General features: G+C 64.4%; 11 protein-coding genes and 1 pseudogene. 3 read left to right on the forward strand and 9 right to left on the reverse strand.

The annotated features are described in order from the left end of the window. Window positions 1-75: 75 nt before the first annotated feature. Together ACI48I_RS19300 and ACI48I_RS19305 are read right to left on the reverse strand one after the other, a co-directional pair. Window positions 76-2,841 carry a TonB-dependent receptor gene (locus ACI48I_RS19300; RefSeq protein WP_498575125.1) on the reverse strand — a complete coding sequence of 922 codons (2,766 nt, stop codon included), beginning with the start codon at window positions 2,839-2,841 and terminating at the stop codon, window positions 76-78. 186 nt (window positions 2,842-3,027) lie between these two features. Further along, window positions 3,028-4,815 (reverse strand): ABC transporter substrate-binding protein, encoded by a 1,788-nt coding sequence (locus tag ACI48I_RS19305; RefSeq protein WP_498575126.1) that lies wholly within the window; start codon window positions 4,813-4,815, stop codon window positions 3,028-3,030. A gap of 216 nt (window positions 4,816-5,031) precedes the next feature. Between ACI48I_RS19305 and ACI48I_RS19310 the strand changes: the two genes are divergently transcribed. From ACI48I_RS19310 to ACI48I_RS19320, 3 genes are all read left to right on the forward strand, one after another. Next, the gene (locus ACI48I_RS19310; protein ID WP_498575127.1) at window positions 5,032-6,270 is read left to right on the forward strand and encodes a nucleoside recognition domain-containing protein; all 1,239 of its coding nucleotides are present in this window, start codon (window positions 5,032-5,034) and stop codon (window positions 6,268-6,270) included. An 8-nt stretch (window positions 6,271-6,278) separates the two neighbouring features. Further along, on the forward strand, window positions 6,279-7,739 hold the full coding sequence (gene dacB, locus ACI48I_RS19315) for a D-alanyl-D-alanine carboxypeptidase/D-alanyl-D-alanine endopeptidase (protein WP_498575128.1): 1,461 nt from the start codon (window positions 6,279-6,281) through the stop codon (window positions 7,737-7,739). A gap of 284 nt (window positions 7,740-8,023) precedes the next feature. After that, entirely contained in the window at window positions 8,024-10,483 is a 2,460-nt protein-coding gene (locus ACI48I_RS19320) for a TonB-dependent receptor plug domain-containing protein (protein WP_498575129.1), read from the forward strand. Window positions 10,484-10,582: 99 nt separating this feature from the next. Here ACI48I_RS19320 and ACI48I_RS19325 read toward each other — a convergent pair whose 3' ends face one another. The 7 genes and pseudogenes from ACI48I_RS19325 to ACI48I_RS19355 all read right to left on the reverse strand — a co-directional run bounded on the left by ACI48I_RS19325 (window position 10,583) and on the right by ACI48I_RS19355 (window position 17,221). Continuing rightward, window positions 10,583-11,197, reverse strand: a complete 615-nt coding sequence (locus tag ACI48I_RS19325; protein ID WP_498575130.1) for a hypothetical protein — start codon at window positions 11,195-11,197, stop codon at window positions 10,583-10,585. Window positions 11,198-11,216: 19 nt separating this feature from the next. Beyond that, entirely contained in the window at window positions 11,217-11,846 is a 630-nt protein-coding gene (locus tag ACI48I_RS19330) for a hypothetical protein (RefSeq protein ID WP_498575131.1), read from the reverse strand. A 184-nt stretch (window positions 11,847-12,030) separates the two neighbouring features. Then, window positions 12,031-12,702: a M15 family metallopeptidase gene (locus tag ACI48I_RS19335; RefSeq protein ID WP_498575132.1), complete on the reverse strand. Its 672-nt coding sequence runs from the start codon at window positions 12,700-12,702 to the stop codon at window positions 12,031-12,033. After that, on the reverse strand, window positions 12,699-13,604 hold the full coding sequence (locus ACI48I_RS19340; protein ID WP_193687734.1) for a LysR family transcriptional regulator: 906 nt from the start codon (window positions 13,602-13,604) through the stop codon (window positions 12,699-12,701). The genes ACI48I_RS19335 and ACI48I_RS19340 overlap by 4 nt, the downstream gene beginning before the upstream one ends. 290 nt (window positions 13,605-13,894) lie before the next feature. Continuing rightward, a pseudogene (locus ACI48I_RS19345) lies at window positions 13,895-14,662 on the reverse strand (N-acetylmuramoyl-L-alanine amidase); the annotation flags it as partial. A gap of 25 nt (window positions 14,663-14,687) precedes the next feature. Next, window positions 14,688-15,608, reverse strand: a complete 921-nt coding sequence (locus ACI48I_RS19350; protein WP_193688862.1) for an N-acetylglucosamine kinase — start codon at window positions 15,606-15,608, stop codon at window positions 14,688-14,690. After that, window positions 15,608-17,221 (reverse strand): glycoside hydrolase family 10-like protein, encoded by a 1,614-nt coding sequence (locus ACI48I_RS19355; RefSeq protein ID WP_498575133.1) that lies wholly within the window; start codon window positions 17,219-17,221, stop codon window positions 15,608-15,610. Before ACI48I_RS19355 ends, ACI48I_RS19350 begins: the two co-directional genes overlap by 1 nt. Between the last annotated feature and the right edge of the window lie 7 nt (window positions 17,222-17,228).

The raw sequence follows: 17,228 nt of genomic DNA on the forward strand, positions 1-17,228 counted from the left end.
GCGGCTCGGCTTACAAAAAAACAGCCCCGGGGAGCGCGTGCGCGCTTCCCGGGGCTGCAGTCTATCTCACGGCAATCAGAAGAACTTGTACGTGAGGTTCAGGGTGTAGGCACGGCCACGCGGGTCGGCCACACGCGGATCCCAGCCGGCACCGACGACGTCGTCGACGTTGTGTGCGGTGAACGGCGGATCGCGGTCGAACAGGTTCTGGATACCGAAGGTGATCGACGTGTTCTTGAAGCCTTTATACGTCGTCGCCAGGCCGAAGCGGGTGTAGCTCGACACGTCCGGATCGAAACCGGACGGTGGCGTGCCCTTGCCGCCGTTCGGCAGCTGGTCCTTGTAGCCCGAGGCGAAGTTATTGCTTACCAGGACGTTCCAGTCGCCGCGGCTCACGCTGAAGGTGGCGCTGTGTTTCCAGCGCAGGTACAGGTCGCGCGTGAAGAACTCGCCGACGTATTCCTTGTACGGCTGGCCTGGAATTTCAGCGAACTTGTAGCTGTCGGTCCAGGTGCCGTCCAGGGTGGCGTTCCACTTGAAGCCGTCGCCGAACTTGCCGTCGCCGCGCAGGCCGAGGTCGATACCGCGGGTCTTGGCGCCGGAGGTGTTGATCCAGCCGGCCTGGACATAATCGACCGTACCGTCCGCGTTGCGGATGATGTTGCCCGACAGCGCGACCGGGTTCTGCAGCACGATGCTGGCGCTGCGGTTCAGGATGCGGTCACGCATGTTGATCGCCCACCAGTCGAGCGAGGCGGAGAAGCCCTTGAACGGCTCGACGACGATGCCCAGCGTGCCCTGCTTCGAGGTTTCCGGTTTCAGGTTCTGGTTACCGCCCGACTTGAAGCCGAAGCGCTCCGGCGCGCAGAAACGCACGTCGCCCGGATGGGCTGCGCAACCGACAGTGTCGATCACGCCGCTCGACAGCTCACCGTCGAGCGAGCCGCTGTAGAGCTGGGTAAAGCTCGGCGCCAGGAAGCCCTTGTTGGCCGAACCGCGCAGCAGCAGCCAATTGGTCGGCTGGTAGCGGAAGGCGACCTTCGGATTGGTGGTGGCGCCGATCACGCTGTAATCGTCGCGGCGCACGGCCAGTTGCAGTTCCAGGTCCTTGGTGACCGGCACGATGAACTCGGCGAACAATGCCTTCACGTCGCGCGTGGCCTTCGGCAGGTTGGCATTGCCGGGCGAGAGCAGGATCGGCTCGGCGGCCACGTCCTGGGTGTACAGGTAGCTCTCGCGGCGGAAGTCGAAACCGGCCGCCATCGCCAGCTTGCCGGCCGGCAGCTGGAACAGCTCGCCCGAGACAGTGCCGTCGACTTGGGTCAGGGTCGTCTTGCCGGTCTGGAAGGCGCCGCGGTACTTGGTTGCTTCGATCGCATCCATTGCCGCCTGGGTCTGGCTGCCATCGACCGACCATGGGTTGACGATACCAGTGCCCAGGAGCTTAAAGAACGGCACCGTGTAAACGTAGCCGTCGAGCAGCTCCATGTGCGAGGTGCTCTGGGCTTTCGACAGGCCGAACTTGTAGTCCCAGTCCTTGACGGTCCCTTCGAAGCCGACCAGCAGGCGGGCGCTTTCGGTCGTGTTTTCCTGGGTACGGTTACCCGCCGGGTTGGCGCGCCATTTGTAGATGATCGGCTTGGTGCGGTCGAAGGTCGAAATGAACGACGACAGATCCTGGTAATACGGGCCACCGACCGGATAAGCGCTGTTCACGCCGTTCGCCGTCAGCGAGGTCGAAATCTGGGCCGGGGTCAGGATCGAGACGACCTGCGAGCGCGAACCGATCGCCTCGACGAACATCTTGTGGTCCGGCGCCAGCTTATACGTGCCGCGCAACAGCAGGTTCGCCTGTTCCGACGGCGATTGCATCACGTAGTCGCCGCCGTAGTCGTAGGCGCAGGAATAGGTCGAGCGCAGCGGCGAGGTGACGTCCTTCCACAGCTCGGTCTGGTATTGCGACATGCCCTGGACCGTATCGCACTTGCCCTGGAAGCTCAGCGGATTGGCTTGCAAGTAGGTGTTGGTGCTGCCCGGGACCTTGAAACCGGTGCCGAGGGCGGTATTCGCGCCGGTCAGCTGGTTGGCGAAAGGCGTGCCGGTGGTATCGGGCGACAGGCCGCGCGCCGGCTGGAAGCCGTTGGCGAAATCGCGCTGGCGCGATTCCAGCTTTTCGTTTTTGGTATACGAAGCCGTGGCCATCACGTTGAAGCCATCGGTGTTCAGGTCGCCGTGGCCGACGATCAGCGAACCGCGGTGGATGTTGCCGCCGCCGGCTTCGGTGATGTTGGTATAGGCGGAGGCTTCAGCGCCTTGGTAGTCGGTTTTGAGGATGATGTTCATCACGCCACCGATCGCATCGGTGCCGTAGATGGCCGAGGCGCCATCCTTCAGGATCTCGATGCGCGCGATGGCCGCCATCGGGATGCTGTTCAGGTCGACGGCCTTGCCGCTCTTGCCGTGGGTCGGCGCGCGGCGACCGTTGATCAGCACCAGGGTACTGTTCGGGCCCAGGCCGCGCAGCGAAGCGAAGGAAGCGCCGCCACTGACGCGGTCGGCATCCGGGCCGAAGACGTTGTTGCCCGAAGTCGGGTTGTCGGCACCGGTGCCGTTGGCCGAAATCGTGGCCATCAGCTGTTCGGCCGACGTGATGCCCTGTTTTTGCAGCGTATCAAAGGTGATCACCTGCACCGGCAGGGCACCTTCCTTGGCGACGCGTTTGATGCTCGAACCCGTAATTTCGACGCGCGCGATCGGCGCTTCTTGCTGTACTTGCTGTGCAAGCACCGGGCTGGCGACCCCGATCAATGCAATCAGGTGGGCTAGTTTCTTTAACTTCACGCGTCTCTCCTAAGGTTCCGTCAATCTTTAATCAGGGCGGCTATCTGTCGCTCGGGCATCGCAATGTCATGGCATTACGTTATGTTGTCGCCCCGAGACTAGCCCGGCGCAAGGGCGCCAGCCAATGAAATAACCGGCGAGAAGTATAACTTCGAGGAATGTTTATAAGAGGAAATCTATCAAATTCTAACGGCGCTGCTGGGACAAGCGTGCCCTTTGCGCAACATCGACGTCCAGATAGCGCCAGGACGTGAATTCGACCGGATGACGCTTGTAGTTTTTTAACCACGGATGGCGGATGTCGGCCGAGACCGCATGGGTCAGCGGCACCCAAGGGTTATAGGCGTGGATCAGCTGGTTCATCTCGAAATACAGTTGTTGGCGGGCCGGGCCGTCGACCAGCTGGCGCGCCTGTTCGTAACGCGTGTCGTAGGCCGGCAAGTTGAAGCGCGCGTAGTTGGCGCGTCCTGCGTTGGGGCCGTACAGCAGCTGATAAAAATTGTCGCCGTCGGGGAAGTCGGCGATCCAGTTACTCTCGAACATCGTCACCTTGCCCAGGCGCGAAGCCTTGATGATCTCGGTCTTCTTGTCCGATTTGAAGACGACGCGCAGGCCGATCGCATTCAGGCATTTACGCCACAGCTCGTCGCGCAGGCGGCCGCCGACCGTCGCTTCGCTGTGCATGGTCAGCGTCAAGGGCTTGCCGTCCGGCGCGCGGCGGAACCCGTCCGCATCGCGCTTGCCATAGCCGTGGCGGTCCAACAAGGCGTTGGCGAGGGCGGGATCGTAGGGGATCGGGCTGCGGTAACCTGGATCGTAGCCGAGCACGTTCGGCGGCAGCGGCGACTCGGCCTTGATGGCAAACCCCTTCTTCAAGAGCGCGATGTCTTCCGCGCTGTTGTAGGCGAGCGAGATGGCGCGGCGCAGGGCGATCCGGTCTTTCGTGTAGCCGCCGAGCACCGGATCGTTCATGTTCATCCACATGTAGTAGGTCTGCAGCACCGGAAAGCGCGACAATTGCATGCCGCGCTGGGTGAGCTCCGGTTTCAGCTGGCCGTCGCGGATCACCATGTCGGTCATCGATTCCGGCACCTGCTCGAGATAATCGTATTCGCCGTTCAGGAAGCCGAGCATGCGGCCCTGGAATTCCTCGGCGATTTTGACCTCGACCCGGTCGACGCGCGGCAGGCGTTTATTCGCCAATGCCGCGGCGATCGCCCGGTCTTCCGGGTCGTTGCCGGGCGTGGCGCTGAACACGGCGGTCGAATACGGGTTCGCCAGCAGGACGATGCGGTCACTTCTCTTCCAGTCGCCGAGCATGAAGGGGCCGGTGCCAACCGGGTGGTTGCCGGCCTGGCCCGGATAGGCCTCGATGACTTCGCGCGCCACGACGCTCGACGCCGGCGTCGCCATATAGAACAGGAAATTATTGTCCGGCTCCTTCAGGCGGATGCGCAGGGTGTACTTGTCGAGGGCCTGCAGGCCGGGAATCGCGGTGCCGTAGCTGAACGTAGTTTTCAGGGCCTCGTCGCCTTCGAGTTTTCCTTCGAACATGTACGACCAGGGAGATTTGATGGCCGGGTCGTACAGGCGGGTGATGCTGTACACATAATCCTGCGCCGTCATCTCGCGTTTGATTCCTTTGAAGGCCGGGTCGGGCGTGAAATAAATGCCGGGACGGATCGTAAACGTGTAGGTGCGCTTGTCCGCGCTGATCTCCGGCATCTTCGTGAGCGTGTTCGGACGCAGCTTCACCGGGCGTGCCAGGTAGTCGTAGCGCAGCAGCGGGTCAAATAAATTTTCCAGCAGGGACAAGGTGGCGATGTCCGAGGCAGCGGCCGGATCGAGCCCGGTTTCGCTGGTCGACAGGAACATGTGCAGCACTTTTTCGCTTTTTTCCGCCGGGGCCGCCGGCGCGGCGTGGACGGCGCCCGAGACGAGCAGCAGGGCAATAAGGGTGGCGCGAAGGGTCATGTGTGCAGGTCCTGGTTGAGCGTTGCGTATCATATGCGCGGTGCCGGGCGCAGGCAAACGAAACGGAAGCCTCATAACTTTTGTGCATGGCGCGGCTGCATTCTTTCATCTGTGAACTTTGCTCTGCGCCTATACTCTCCGCTGCACAATCGTGCGCATGAACTGCCGTGACTGTCGTTTGCGGCGCTTGAATTGCCCCGCATTACGGACCCACTCATGGCATTGAATTACATCTGGACTGGTTTTTTCCTCGTCGGTTTCCTGGCAGCGCTTGCTCAATGGATTTTTCTAGGCGACACAGAAATCTTCAAACGCATCGTCGACGGCACGTTCAGCTCAGCCAAGCTGGCGGTGATGGACATCGCCCTGCCGCTGGCCGGCGTGATGACGCTCTGGCTCGGCATCATGAACATCGGAGAGAAGGCCGGCGCCATCAACGTGCTGGCCCGTTTTATTGCCCCCTTCTTCTCGCGCATCTTCCCGGGCGTACCGAAAGACCACCCGGCCAACGGCCACATGGTCATGAATTTCTCGGCCAACCTGCTCGGCCTCGACAATGCAGCCACGCCTTTCGGTTTAAAAGCCATGGAAAGCCTGCAGACCCTGAATCCCAACAAGGATGAGGCGAGCAATGCCCAGATCATGTTCCTGGTGCTGCACACCTCGGGACTGACCCTGATTCCGCTGGCCATCATGGCCCAGCGCGCGATTCTCGGCGCGGCGAATCCCGCCGACATTTTTATTCCCTGCCTGATCGCGACCTATGTCGCCACCATGACCGGCATCGTCGTGGTCGGCCTGCGCCAGCGCATCAACCTGCTCGACCCGGTGCTGTTCGGCTGGATCGGCGGCCTGACGGCGCTGATCGCCGGCATGATTTATTACATGAGCAATTACCTGAGCAAGGACCAGATCCAGCTTTTTTCGAACGTGGCAGCCAATCTGATCCTGTTCTCGATCATCGTGGTCTTCATGGTCGGCGCCCTGCGCAAGAAGGTGAACGTCTACGAGGCCTTCATCGAGGGTGCCAAGGGCGGCATCCAGACTTCGCTGACGATCATCCCCTATCTGGTCGGCATGCTGGTCGCGATCGGCGTCGTGCGCAATGCCGGCATCCTCGACTTCGTCGTGCGCGGCTTCGAGTGGGTGTTCAATCAGTTCAACCTGCGCACCGAATTCCTGCCGGCCCTGCCCACCGCCCTGATGAAACCGTTGTCGGGTAGCGGCTCGCGCGCCCTGATGATCGACACCATGACGACGTATGGCGCCGACTCCTTCGTCGGGCGCCTGGCCTGCATCTTCCAGGGTTCGGCCGACACCACCTTTTATATCGTCGCCCTCTACTTCGGTTCGGTCGGCATCCGCAAGACGCGCTACGCGATTTCCTGCGGCCTGATGGCCGACCTCGCCGGCGTGATCGCCGCCATTTTTGTTGCCTACCTCTTCTTCGGCTAAGGAGTTTTATGATCCGCCAGCTTGCCCTCGCCGCCGCCCTGTTCTCCTGCCTGTCGGCACGCGCCCAGTTGCCGGAACCGGTAGCGCGCCTGCTGGCGGAAAACGGCATGACACCGAATGCCGTCAGCGCCCTCGTGCTGCGCGGCGACCAGGTGCTCGTGTCGCACCTGGCCGAGCGCCCGATGCAACCGGCCTCGACGATGAAACTGGTAACGACCCTGGTCAGCCTCGAACACCTGGGCCCGGTGTTTCGCGGGCGCACCGAACTGCTGACGAACGCCGACGTGAAGGGAGAAGTATTAAAAGGCGACCTGGTGCTGCGCGGCGGCGCCGATGCCGACCTGTCCGGTGAAGTCCTGGAAAACATGCTGCGCGCCCTGCACAACGCGGGCATCCGGCGCATCGCGGGCAACCTGGTGCTCGACCGCAGCCTGTTCAATCCGGCCCGGAGCGACATCGGCCTGCCGCCTTTCGACGAGTCGCCCGAAGCCTATTACAACGTCATTCCCGACGCGTTATTAGTCAACAAGAACATGCTGCAGATCGACATGCGCTCGACGGATAAACGCATGCAACTCGACATGCAGCCGGCGCTGAACGGGGTGACGATCGCTTCCAACATGAAGCTGGTCGATGCCGATTGCGCCAAATGGGAAGACGGCTGGAAACTGCCGCAGGTCGTGCACACGGACGGCAAGATCAAGGTCGTGCTGGAGGGCAGCTATCCAAAAAACTGCGCCAAGACCAACAGCATCAACGTGCTCGAGCGCGACGCCTATCTCGACGGTTTATTTCGCCTGAAATGGAAGCAGCTCGGCGGCAAATTGAACGGCAGGACGCTGGCGGGCAGCACCCCGATCGATGCCCGCCTGCTGGCCGAGCACCGTGCGCGCGCCCTGCCGGAAGTCGTGCGCGACACCAATAAACCCTCGGACAACGCGCTGGCGCGCACCCTGTTCCTGAGCCTGGGCGCCCTCGAGGCCGACCCGGTGCTGGGCAGCCGGCCGTTGCCGGTGACATCGGACCAGACCACTTATACCCGTGCCGACGCCACGATCCGCAACTGGATGCGCGCGCACGGCATCGACGACAGCGGCTTCGTGATCGAAAACGGTTCCGGACTGTCGCGCATCGAACGCATCAGCCCGCTGCAGATGGGCGGCCTGCTGCGTGCCGGCCTGCTCAGCAACTGGGCGCCGGAGTTCCTGGCCAGCATGCCGATCGCGGCAACGGACGGCACCATGCGCCGCCGCCTGAACGGCAGCCCGGCCGCCGGCCGCGCCCGCCTCAAGACGGGGACGCTGCGCAATGTCGTGGCGGTGGCCGGCTATGTGCCGGATGCGAGCGGCGTGCAGAACGTGGTGGTGGCGATGGTCAACGACGAGCTGGCGGGAGAAGGACGCGGACGCGCGGTGGTCGACGCGCTGGTGGACTGGGTGGCGAAGTCGGGGCTGGTGACGCAGCCCTAGGCTTTCGTCGTGCGCCTGCCCATTTGAAAACACTTTTCACCGCTACGGTGCTCCACGGTTAACAAGCACGCACCAAAAACGGGCACAAGCGATCCAGCTTACTGCCTTTTCTCTTGCTTCGCACCCAATATTGCTGTGGTGGCACGCAAATACAACGCTCATGCAGGCTGCGTTGTATGGACAATCGTCAATTGTTAATATGACTTTTACGTATGGAAACATATCCATACCTTATGGTCGTATTTTCCGAGCACGCCGTTTCGATATTCAAGAAAAGAGAGAACATGACGCGTCACCCTGCCTGCCATCCTTTCCGACAAACCCTGCTTGCCACCGCCCTGCTGGCCGCGCTGTATCCCGCCGCTGCCCAGGAAACGACGAGCGCCGCCGCCAGCGCCGACGAGAACAATCCGGCCCGCGTCGTCGTGCTCGGTTCGCGCTCGAGCGCCAAGACCGCGCTCGATACCGCGGCGCCGGTGGGACTGATCAACGTGAAGGACATGCAGACTGCGGGCCCCCTGGAACTCGGTAAACTGCTGCAAACGCTCGATCCGTCGTTCAATTTCTCGACGACCTTCATCAGCGACGGTACCGACATCATCCGTCCGGCCACCCTGCGCGGCCTCGGCCCCGACCAGCTGCTGGTGCTGGTGAACGGCAAGCGCCGCCACCAGCAGGCGCTGGTCAACGTCCAGCAGACCATCGGCCGCGGCTCGGCCGGCACCGACATCAATGCGATCCCGATGTCGGCGATCCACCACATCGAGGTGCTGCGCGATGGCGCGGCGGCCCAGTACGGGTCCGATGCGATCGCCGGCGTGATCAACATTGTCTTGAAATCCCAGGTCAAGGAAACGCAGGTCAGCAGCTCGATCGGCACCACCTCCGAGGGCGACGGCGACATGATCTCGGCCAGCGCGAACACCGGCTTTGCGATCGGCGACGGCGGCTATGTGAACCTGTCGGCCGAGGGCCGCCGCCGCGGCGAAACCAACCGCGCCGGCGTCGACACCCTGCGCGTCGATCCGCCGCGCGTTACCCAGCGCATCGGCGACAGCCTGGCCAAGGACGCCTTCCTGTGGGTCAATGCCGGCCTGCCGATCGACAAGGACAGCGAATTCTATGCCTTCGGCGGCGTGTCGAAGCGCACCGGCGACTCCGCCGGTTTCTACCGTTCCAAGGGCGATGGCCGCAACGTGCCCGCCGTCTACCCGAACGGCTTCCTGCCGAATATCAAGACGACCGTGAAGGATGCCTCGTTCGCCGTCGGCTACCGCCGCGAGCTCGGCAACGACTGGAAGTTCGACGCCAGCGTCAACCACGGCCGCAGCCAGCTCGGCTTCCACGAGCGCGAGTCGATCAACGTCAGCTACTGGTACGAGCCGAAGCCGGGCGGCGGCATCTATGCCGAATCGCCGCTCGAGGCCGATACCGGTACCCTGAAATTCAACCAGACCACCTTCAATGCCGACCTGCGCGGCCCGATCGACCTGGGCGGACGCAAGATTTCGCTGGCCACCGGTTTCGAATACCGCCGCGACAATTACCAGATCGAAGCAGGCGATCCGATGTCCTATCAGTACGGGCGTACGAACAACCCGGCCATCGTGATCCGCGACCAGAACGGCGGTATCGCCGCCTCGGGCGCCCAGGGTTTTCCTGGCTACACGCCATCGACCGAAGTCGACGATGGCCGCCACAACATCGCCCTGTATGTCGATGCCGAGCACAACCTGACCGAAAAACTGCTGCTGGCCGCCGCGGTCCGTTACGAAAAATACTCGGACTTCGGCAGCACCACGACCGGCAAGCTGAGCATGCGCTACGACCCCTCGCGCACCGTCGGCCTGCGCGGCAGCGTCTCGACCGGTTTCCGCGCGCCCTCAGTGCAGCAGAAATTCTATAGCTCGGTGTCGACCAACCTGAACGCGGCCGGCGTGCTGACCGAAACCCTGACCGCGCGCGAAGGCAGCGCCGTCACCCGCGCCTTCGGCATCGCACCGCTGAAAGAAGAAACCTCGAAAAACGCCAGCGTCGGCATCGTGCTGCGTCCGCTGCAGAACTTCTCGGTCACGGCCGACCTGTACCGCATCGATATCGACGACCGCATCGTCTTCTCGAGCAACATCGCTCCGGAAGCCGGCGCCGGTCCGATCCGCGCCATCCTCGACCCGCTGAAGGTCGGCCAGGCCCAGTTCTTCACCAACGCGATCGACACCCGCACCAATGGCCTCGACATCGTTGCCGAGCACACCACGCGCTGGACCGATTCGACCCTGGTGCTGTCCGGCCAGCTCGGTTTCAACAAGACCGAAGTCAAGGCGCGCCACTCGCAATCTCCGGTGCTGAGCGGCACCCAGCTGTTCGACGACACGCAGGTGACGCTGATCGAACGCGGCCAGCCGCGCCAGCACCACGTGGTCGCCGCCGACTACACGACCGGCGCCTGGAACGTGAACACCCGCGCCAGCTATTTCGGCGCAGTGCAGGGCCAGGGCTTCACGCCCGGCTTCATCCAGACCTGGGATGCGAAGTGGCTGGTTGACCTGAGCGTGCGCTATGCCTTCAGCAAGCGCCTGACCCTGGCCGTCGGCGCCAACAACCTGTTCGACACCTATCCTACGGAGTGGGACAAGGTGCGCGCCGCGCCCTTCCCGCAGCTGGGCTTTACCCACTGCTGGGAAACCTGCCCGATCGGCATCAACGGGCGCCAGATGTACGCCCGCGTCGACTGGGCGTTTTAATCTGCACCCGTGCTTGCCTGCCGGACGATCGTCCGGCAGGCAAGCCGGCTCCCCGCACGGCAAGCTGGTCTTGCCGTGCTCTCCCCTCCGCCCCCGGACCTAGTCAGCCGCCCGCATCCGCCTGATAAACCGCAGGTTGTCGAACACGCCAACGTGGAGTCCATCGCCGTCATCGAAACCGGCGGCGGCGCCGCGCAGCGTGCCGAGCTGTGGCGCCGGCAGAGGCTGCGCGAGCGCACTGGCCGCCGCCATGGCGCCGTACGCCAGCGCCAACGGATACTCGGCATCGTTTCCCAATCTGCCCGGCGTCCCGTAGGCAAGCCGGTAGAGCTCGGCCAGCACCGACGAACCGAGGTAACTGATGCCGTCGCGCGCATCGATCTCCGCGCTCCATTCCACATCGTCGTCATCATAAACAGGGCTGCTCGCGACATAGAGATCGGTCACGGGCTCGTTCTCCACGACCGGATTGAAAATGCCGAACCACAGTCCCTGGTGGCCCTGGTGGAGTACCCCTTCGCGCCATGCCGACCTTATCCATCCGTTCAGTTGGACGGCATCGGCCTCGAAATCGATGCGGCGTATGCGTTCCCAATCCGGATGGGGCAGCCGGCGCGCGCAGGCGTCGACGAGCGCGTGCATGCGCTGGGCAATGCTGCCCGGTGCGGCCACGCTGTCCAGAATAATTTGAAACAAGCTGTCGTCGTAGGGCATGGTGTTTCCGTTCATCGGGTCAGGGTTTCGACGCCCGCGCAGCGCTGGGCGCCGGCTCCAGCCAGGGGGCACCGGCGACCTCGGGTTTGGCTTCGACCAGCGCGACTTGCGCCTTGGTCGTTTCGCGGATCGTGCGCACCAGGTCGAGCATGGTCTGTTCCACGTATTTTTCCGGGGTGCCGAGTACCGCGCCGGTGGCACGCCGTGGCCAGGCCAGCCAGCCGCCCTCCTTCTTGGTGAAGGCGGCGTACATGTCGAGGTGGTAGCCGGTTTTATAGGGATAGAGGCAGGCGACGATGTGCATGTCCTGGCTGCCGCGCACGTCAGGGCGCGCCTTGGCGGTCCAGCTGGCGCCGTCGCAGCTCGGGCCGCGTGCCGCGCCCGGGGTCTCGGCCATTTTGAAACGGCCGGGCTGGTCGAGCACCTCGGCCGTATCGGGCAGCGGCGTGGCCAGCGTGGCATTCAGGATATTCCGGCTGATGCCCTCGCTGGCCGCGTGCAGCACGGCCGGCGGAGGCGCGTCGGTCTTGATATCGAATACCCGGACATACTCGACCGTCTGGTCGCGCGCCGCGAACATATCGCCCGTCGCCGTGCCGCAGCCCGCCAGCGCCGTGCCCACGACAACTGCCATCATCACTCGTTTCATGGCCTACCTCTCTTGTCCGTTGGAAGAAGGGACCGCGCGAGGGAAAGAAGCAATGCAAAGAAGCGAGCTCGTCAAGCCGCGGCATCAATCTCTCGTCGGTACAAGAGGATTGTCCGGGCCTCAAACGTGAGGAAGGCTGAGAAAACTCAAGTGTGCGTGGAAGATGGATGCCGGCGGGACGTGCTTACAGTACGCGGCGGAAGGTCGAGCGCACCCGGTCGCGGTCGCCGCAATCGAAATGCCACCATTCGGTGTTGATGCCGACAAAGCCGGCGCCGAACAGGGCGCCGCGCAGCAGCCGGCGGTTGTTCACCTGCTGTTCGCTCAGCTGGCCAGTGCGCATAAAACCTTCTTCCAGGGCCGGGTGCGACAGGTCCGTCATGTCGTCGAAACCGGTGCCCATGTCGAGTTCACGGCCCTGCGGGTCGAGGATGGTGACGTCGAGCGCCATGCCGTAGGAGTGGATCGAGCCGCGCGCCGGATTGGCGAGATACATCTGCAGGCCGGTGCCGTCCAGGGCATCCCAGAGTTGCTGCTGCACCCGTTGCGGGCGCAGGGCGTCGAGCACGAGCAGGGTGTGGCCGGGCGCCTGAACCGCCAGCCAGGCCACGGCCGCCTCCAGGGCCGCCGCTGCCTCGACGTGCAGCCAGGCGCAGTCGAAGGGCGAATACAGGTCGCGCCCGACGAAATTGTTAGGGCCGGCGTAGCGCAGGTCGACCGCAATCCCCGCGATCGATGACAGGTGGCGGAACTCTTCGCTGCCGGCGATGTCTTCGCTGGCAACCGTCAAGAGTGGGCCGGTCTGATTCGTCCCGACGGGGCTTTGCCCGGCCGGGAACGAATTCTTTTCGTTCATGCACTTCCCTTTTCAAGACAGGCGCGGGCCGTCGCGCCGATACAATTGGCCAGTTCGCGCGCGCCGTGCGACAGCGGGGCGTGGTTCGCGGTCAGCAGGTACAGCTGGACCGGGATGCTCGGCTCCCACTGGCGGCGCTGCACCTTGTCCGCCGCCGCCGAGGCCGCAGTAAACGGGTCGACCACGGCCGTGCCGGCGCCCGCTTCGACCAGCGAACGGGCGATCTGGTAGGTTTGGACCACGGTACGGAACACCGGTTGCACGCCCTGCGCCTCGCAGGCGGCGACGACAATTTCTCCGAGCGGATCGTTGTCGGCCAGGCCGATGAGTTCACCGGATAGCCCTGCGGCGCCGATCGGCTGCGCGCACTCGGCTGCGCTCCAGGTGCCGGCGGGCGCCATCACGGTCAAGTTACCGTGGGCAATCGGTTCGGCGACGATGCCGGGATGGCGCGGATCCTGCAGGGACAGGGCCAGATCGGCCTCGCCCAGGCGCAGGGCGTTGACGATTTCGCTGGTGTGGTAGGTCGCCAGTTCGCAGCGCGTCTGGGCAAAATTGCGGCGCCAGGCCGTCATCGCCTGCGGCAGGACGCTGATCGCCAGGGTCGGGGTCGACACCAGGCGCACCGTTTCCACCGCGCGCCCTTTCAGACTGGCGGCGAGGCGGCGGATGCCCTGCAGGTCCCTATTTAATTTTTCCGTCTCGGCGAACAGGCGGTGCGCTTCCGGCTTCGGATACAGCTTGCCGCGCACGCGCTCGAACAGCGGCATGCCCAGCTGCAGCTCGGCATGCTGCAACACTTTCGTCACTGCCGGCTGCGAGATGTGGAGAACCTGGGCGGCACCGCTGATGGTGCCGACCTGCATGATGGCGTGGAAAACTTCGATGTGGCGCAGGCGCATTTTTTAAGTCCTTCAACGAGACGACCGCGCACGGCGCGGGCAGGCCGAAGGATACAGCGAAACCCAATGCAGAGCGAACCTCACTGTGGGTTCGCTGCAACCGGCGGCGTGTTCGGCGGCGTCGGCACCGGCGGCGTCGGCAGCGGCGAGGTGCCGGGCGGAACTGGCGGAACGGGCTGCACGGGTTCCACGGGCTGGACCGGTTGCAGCGGCTGCTCCGGCTGTACCGGACGCATCTCCGGAATCGGCGCGGGCGGCACCGGCGGCAGCGGCGCGTTGGCCGGCGTGGTCAGCACCTCCAGCATGGCTGCGGTCTCGGCATCGGGCTCGCCGGCGATGTTCGCCGGGCGGTATTTCATCTGGAAAGCGGCAATCACCGTTTTCGTCGGCCCGTCGAACAGGCCGGTCTGGGCCAGGCCGAAGCCGTGCGCGGCCAGTTTTTTCTGGAACCAGGCGGCATCCGGCGTTTGAACGTCGAACACCTGGCGCACGGCGGCGACGCGGTTCGCGTCCGGCCACACGACCAGGCCGGCTTGCGCCAGCTGGTACCACGGGAACATCGGACCCGGGTCCTGCTTGCGCAGCGGGGCGATGTCGCTGTGGCCGACGACGTTTTCCGGCAGGATGCCGTGGCGCGCGACGATATCTTTGACTAAAGGAATCAGGGCATCGATCTGGGTCTGCGGGAAGGGAGCGTAGACGCGGCCTTGTGGCGTGTCCTTCCAGCCGGCATTCACGATCTCGATGCCGATCGAGCTGTTGTTGAGCTGTGTATACCCCTTCCAACTGGAGTTGCCGGCATGGTAGGCGGCGCGGGTTTCGTCGACCAGGCCGTAAACATGCGGGCTGGCATCGTCGGTGAGCAGATAGTGGGCACTTACTTGCTGCTCGGTCAGGATCTTCAGCGAAGACGGCTTGTCCGATACGGTGTAGTGCAGCACCAGGAAGCGCACGCGGCTGGCTTGGCCCTTGGCCGAATAGGTCTTGTCGACGCCGCTCGGCGCGGTCACGCAACCGGCCAATAAGGCGATCAGGAGGGTAGCTGCAAGGGATTTCATGGCATTCCGTTCAGTGAATAAGTAATCAGGTCGTATTGCCGTCGGCAACGGCCAGGCGGGCGGCGGCGTGGTGGGCGCGCATCGCAGTGTGGGTGAGCTGCGTATTGTCCGGCAGGCTGGCGCGCATGCTTGCCACGATAGACGGGTGCAGGTCGGCGGCGCGGCCGGCCAGGGAGACCGGGCGCGGTCCGAAGCGGTGCAGCAAGGCGTTCGCCAGGCGGCCCAGTTCGCGGCCGGCTTCCGACAAAATGGCGGCGGCGGCCGGATCCTGCCCGGCGCTGGCGGCGACCGCCAGCGCCAGCTTGCCGACCTCGCCGCGTTCCTGGCCATAGATGAACTGGCGCGAACAGGCCCAGTCCGAGCCGCCGACGTGATCGAACACGGCGCGCGCCATGGGCGAATGTTCCCAGCTGCCCGGCGCCTCGTCCTCGCGGCGCCAGATGTGGCGCAATGCTTCGCGTGCGATCCAGAAGCCGCCGCCGCCGTCGTCGAGCACGACGCCGCGGCCGCCGGCCCGGTGGAATTGCCCGTCGTCATCAATAAAAGCGCCGATGGAGCCGGTGCCGGCATACACGAGGTAGCCTTCGCCAGGCATGAAGCTGGCGCGGTAGGCAATCTCGATGTCGTTGCACATGGCGATCGCACCCGGCGCAATGCCGAGCAGTTCGGCCAGCCAGCTTGCCAGGAGTTCGCCGTCGCCGCCGAACCCGGTCAAGCCGGCGCGCACGCGGGCCGGTTGCGCCTGCGCCAGTACCGCGCGCGCGAGCTCGGTAAACGTGGCGTGCACGCTGGCGCGGCCGTCGGGCTTACTCATCTGCAAGGCGGACAGGCCGGCAACGGTGCCTTCGGCCAGGATTGCGCCATCGGGCGCTGCCAGCGCCCAGCGGGTCTGGGTGCCGCCGGCATCGATGCCCAGGCCGATGCCTGGTGTCGCCGCGCCAGGCATCAGGGCTTGCCCCAGACCTGGATCCGGTCGCCTTCGATCCCCAGGCGGTCCACCGCGCCGACGAACACCGCTTCCGGGGCCCCGAAGCGCGCATCGTCCGGCAAGGTCCAGTCCACTTTCGAGGCCGGCACGACATTGAAACGCCACTCGTCGCCATGGCGCGACCACACCGTATATAAAGCGTTGGCCTTGCCGGCCGTCAGTTTCAGGTCGATCCCCTTGCCATTTCTCACCGCTTTGACGCGCGGCAGGCCCGGTTTCACGTTGCCGAGCCAGGGCGTGGCCGGCACCAGGGCCGGCGTGGCATAGGAACCGCTGCGCAGCTGGTCGGTAATGCCTTTGCGGTTCTGCATCAGTGCAACCATGCTGAAGTGTACGTGACCGCCGGCCTGCGGACGCGCACGGGTGGACTCGATCTGGCCGACGATTTCCTGCGGCGGATAATCCTTGCTCGGCGCGCCGATGCGGCTGGTGAACAGGCCCGGCCAGATGTGGCGGCCCTGCGTGTTCTGACCGATCCAGTAGTCGAGCAGCACGTCATACGCCTGCGGCGCCTGCGCGCGCGCCCAGTACAGTTGCGGCGACAGGTAGTCGAGCCAGCCCTTCTGCAGCCAGAGTTCGGCGTCCGCATACAGCTTGTCGTATTGCGAGAAACCGGCAATCCCCGGCGGGCGGCGGTCCGGGCGGCCCAGGCCAAAGGGGCTGATGCCGAAACGCACCCAGCTCTTTTCGCGGTGGATGCCTTCGTACATGTCTTCGATGAGCTGATTCACGTTCTGGCGGCGCCAGGATGCGCGGTCGAGCTTGCCGCCGCGGGCGAGATAGCGTTCCCAGGCCGGGGTATCCGGGAAATCGAGTTCGGCTTTTACGCCGGGCTTGCCGTCCAGCGCCGCTTCGTTGCCGGCCACGGTCGGGGTGGCGTCGATCGGGTAAGGATAAAAATAATCGTCGATGTGGACGCCGTCGATGTCGTAGCGGCGCACCACGTCGAGCACCACGTCCAGCGTCTGCTTCGATGCCGATTCCTCGCCCGGGTCCATCCACATGAACTTGCCGTAGCGTTTGACGGCGGCCGGGTTGGCGCGGGTGATGTGATTCGGCGCCGCCGGCGATCGGGCGCCGTCGTGGCGGGCCCGGTAGGGATTGAACCAGGCGTGCAGTTCGAGGCCGCGCGCATGCGCCTCGGTGACCCAGAATTTCAGCGGGTCATACCAGGGCTGCGGGGCTTGCCCCTGGGCACCGGTGAGATATTCCGACCACGGCTCGATCGGGGACGCGTAGATGGCGTCGGCCGAGGGGCGCACCTGCAGCACGATGGCATTCATGTTCATCGCCTTGGCGCGGTCGAGGATCGCGATCGCTTCCGCCTGCTGCTGCGGCGCCTTCAGATTTTGCCGGCTCGGCCAGTCGATGTTCGCCACCGTCGAGACCCAGGCGGCGCGGAATTCGCGCGGCGCGCCCGGTGGCAGTTTACCCTCGGCGTGAATGGTGCCGTTCGGCGCGGCGCCATTCTGCGCGCCCTTCTGCGGCGTCGTACAGCTGGCCAGGAAACCGCTGAGCGACAACATGCCCGCCACACCGGCCAGCGCCAACGCGCGTTTTTTTGTATCCACCACTACC

It is taken from the genome of Massilia sp. LXY-5, assembly GCF_059801075.1.

Bases quoted from the DNA above. Each gene is read 5' to 3' on its own strand.
- ACI48I_RS19305 (WP_498575126.1), bottom strand. From the start codon at position 4,815: ATGACCCTTCGCGCCACCCTTATTGCCCTGCTGCTCGTCTCGGGCGCC.
- ACI48I_RS19310 (WP_498575127.1), top strand. From the start codon at position 5,032: ATGGCATTGAATTACATCTGGACTGGTTTTTTCCTCGTCGGTTTCCTG.
- dacB (WP_498575128.1), top strand. From the start codon at position 6,279: ATGATCCGCCAGCTTGCCCTCGCCGCCGCCCTGTTCTCCTGCCTGTCG.
- ACI48I_RS19320 (WP_498575129.1), top strand. From the start codon at position 8,024: ATGACGCGTCACCCTGCCTGCCATCCTTTCCGACAAACCCTGCTTGCC.
- ACI48I_RS19325 (WP_498575130.1), bottom strand. From the start codon at position 11,197: ATGCCCTACGACGACAGCTTGTTTCAAATTATTCTGGACAGCGTGGCC.
- ACI48I_RS19330 (WP_498575131.1), bottom strand. From the start codon at position 11,846: ATGAAACGAGTGATGATGGCAGTTGTCGTGGGCACGGCGCTGGCGGGC.
- ACI48I_RS19335 (WP_498575132.1), bottom strand. From the start codon at position 12,702: ATGAACGAAAAGAATTCGTTCCCGGCCGGGCAAAGCCCCGTCGGGACG.
- ACI48I_RS19340 (WP_193687734.1), bottom strand. From the start codon at position 13,604: ATGCGCCTGCGCCACATCGAAGTTTTCCACGCCATCATGCAGGTCGGC.
- ACI48I_RS19350 (WP_193688862.1), bottom strand. From the start codon at position 15,608: ATGCCTGGCGCGGCGACACCAGGCATCGGCCTGGGCATCGATGCCGGC.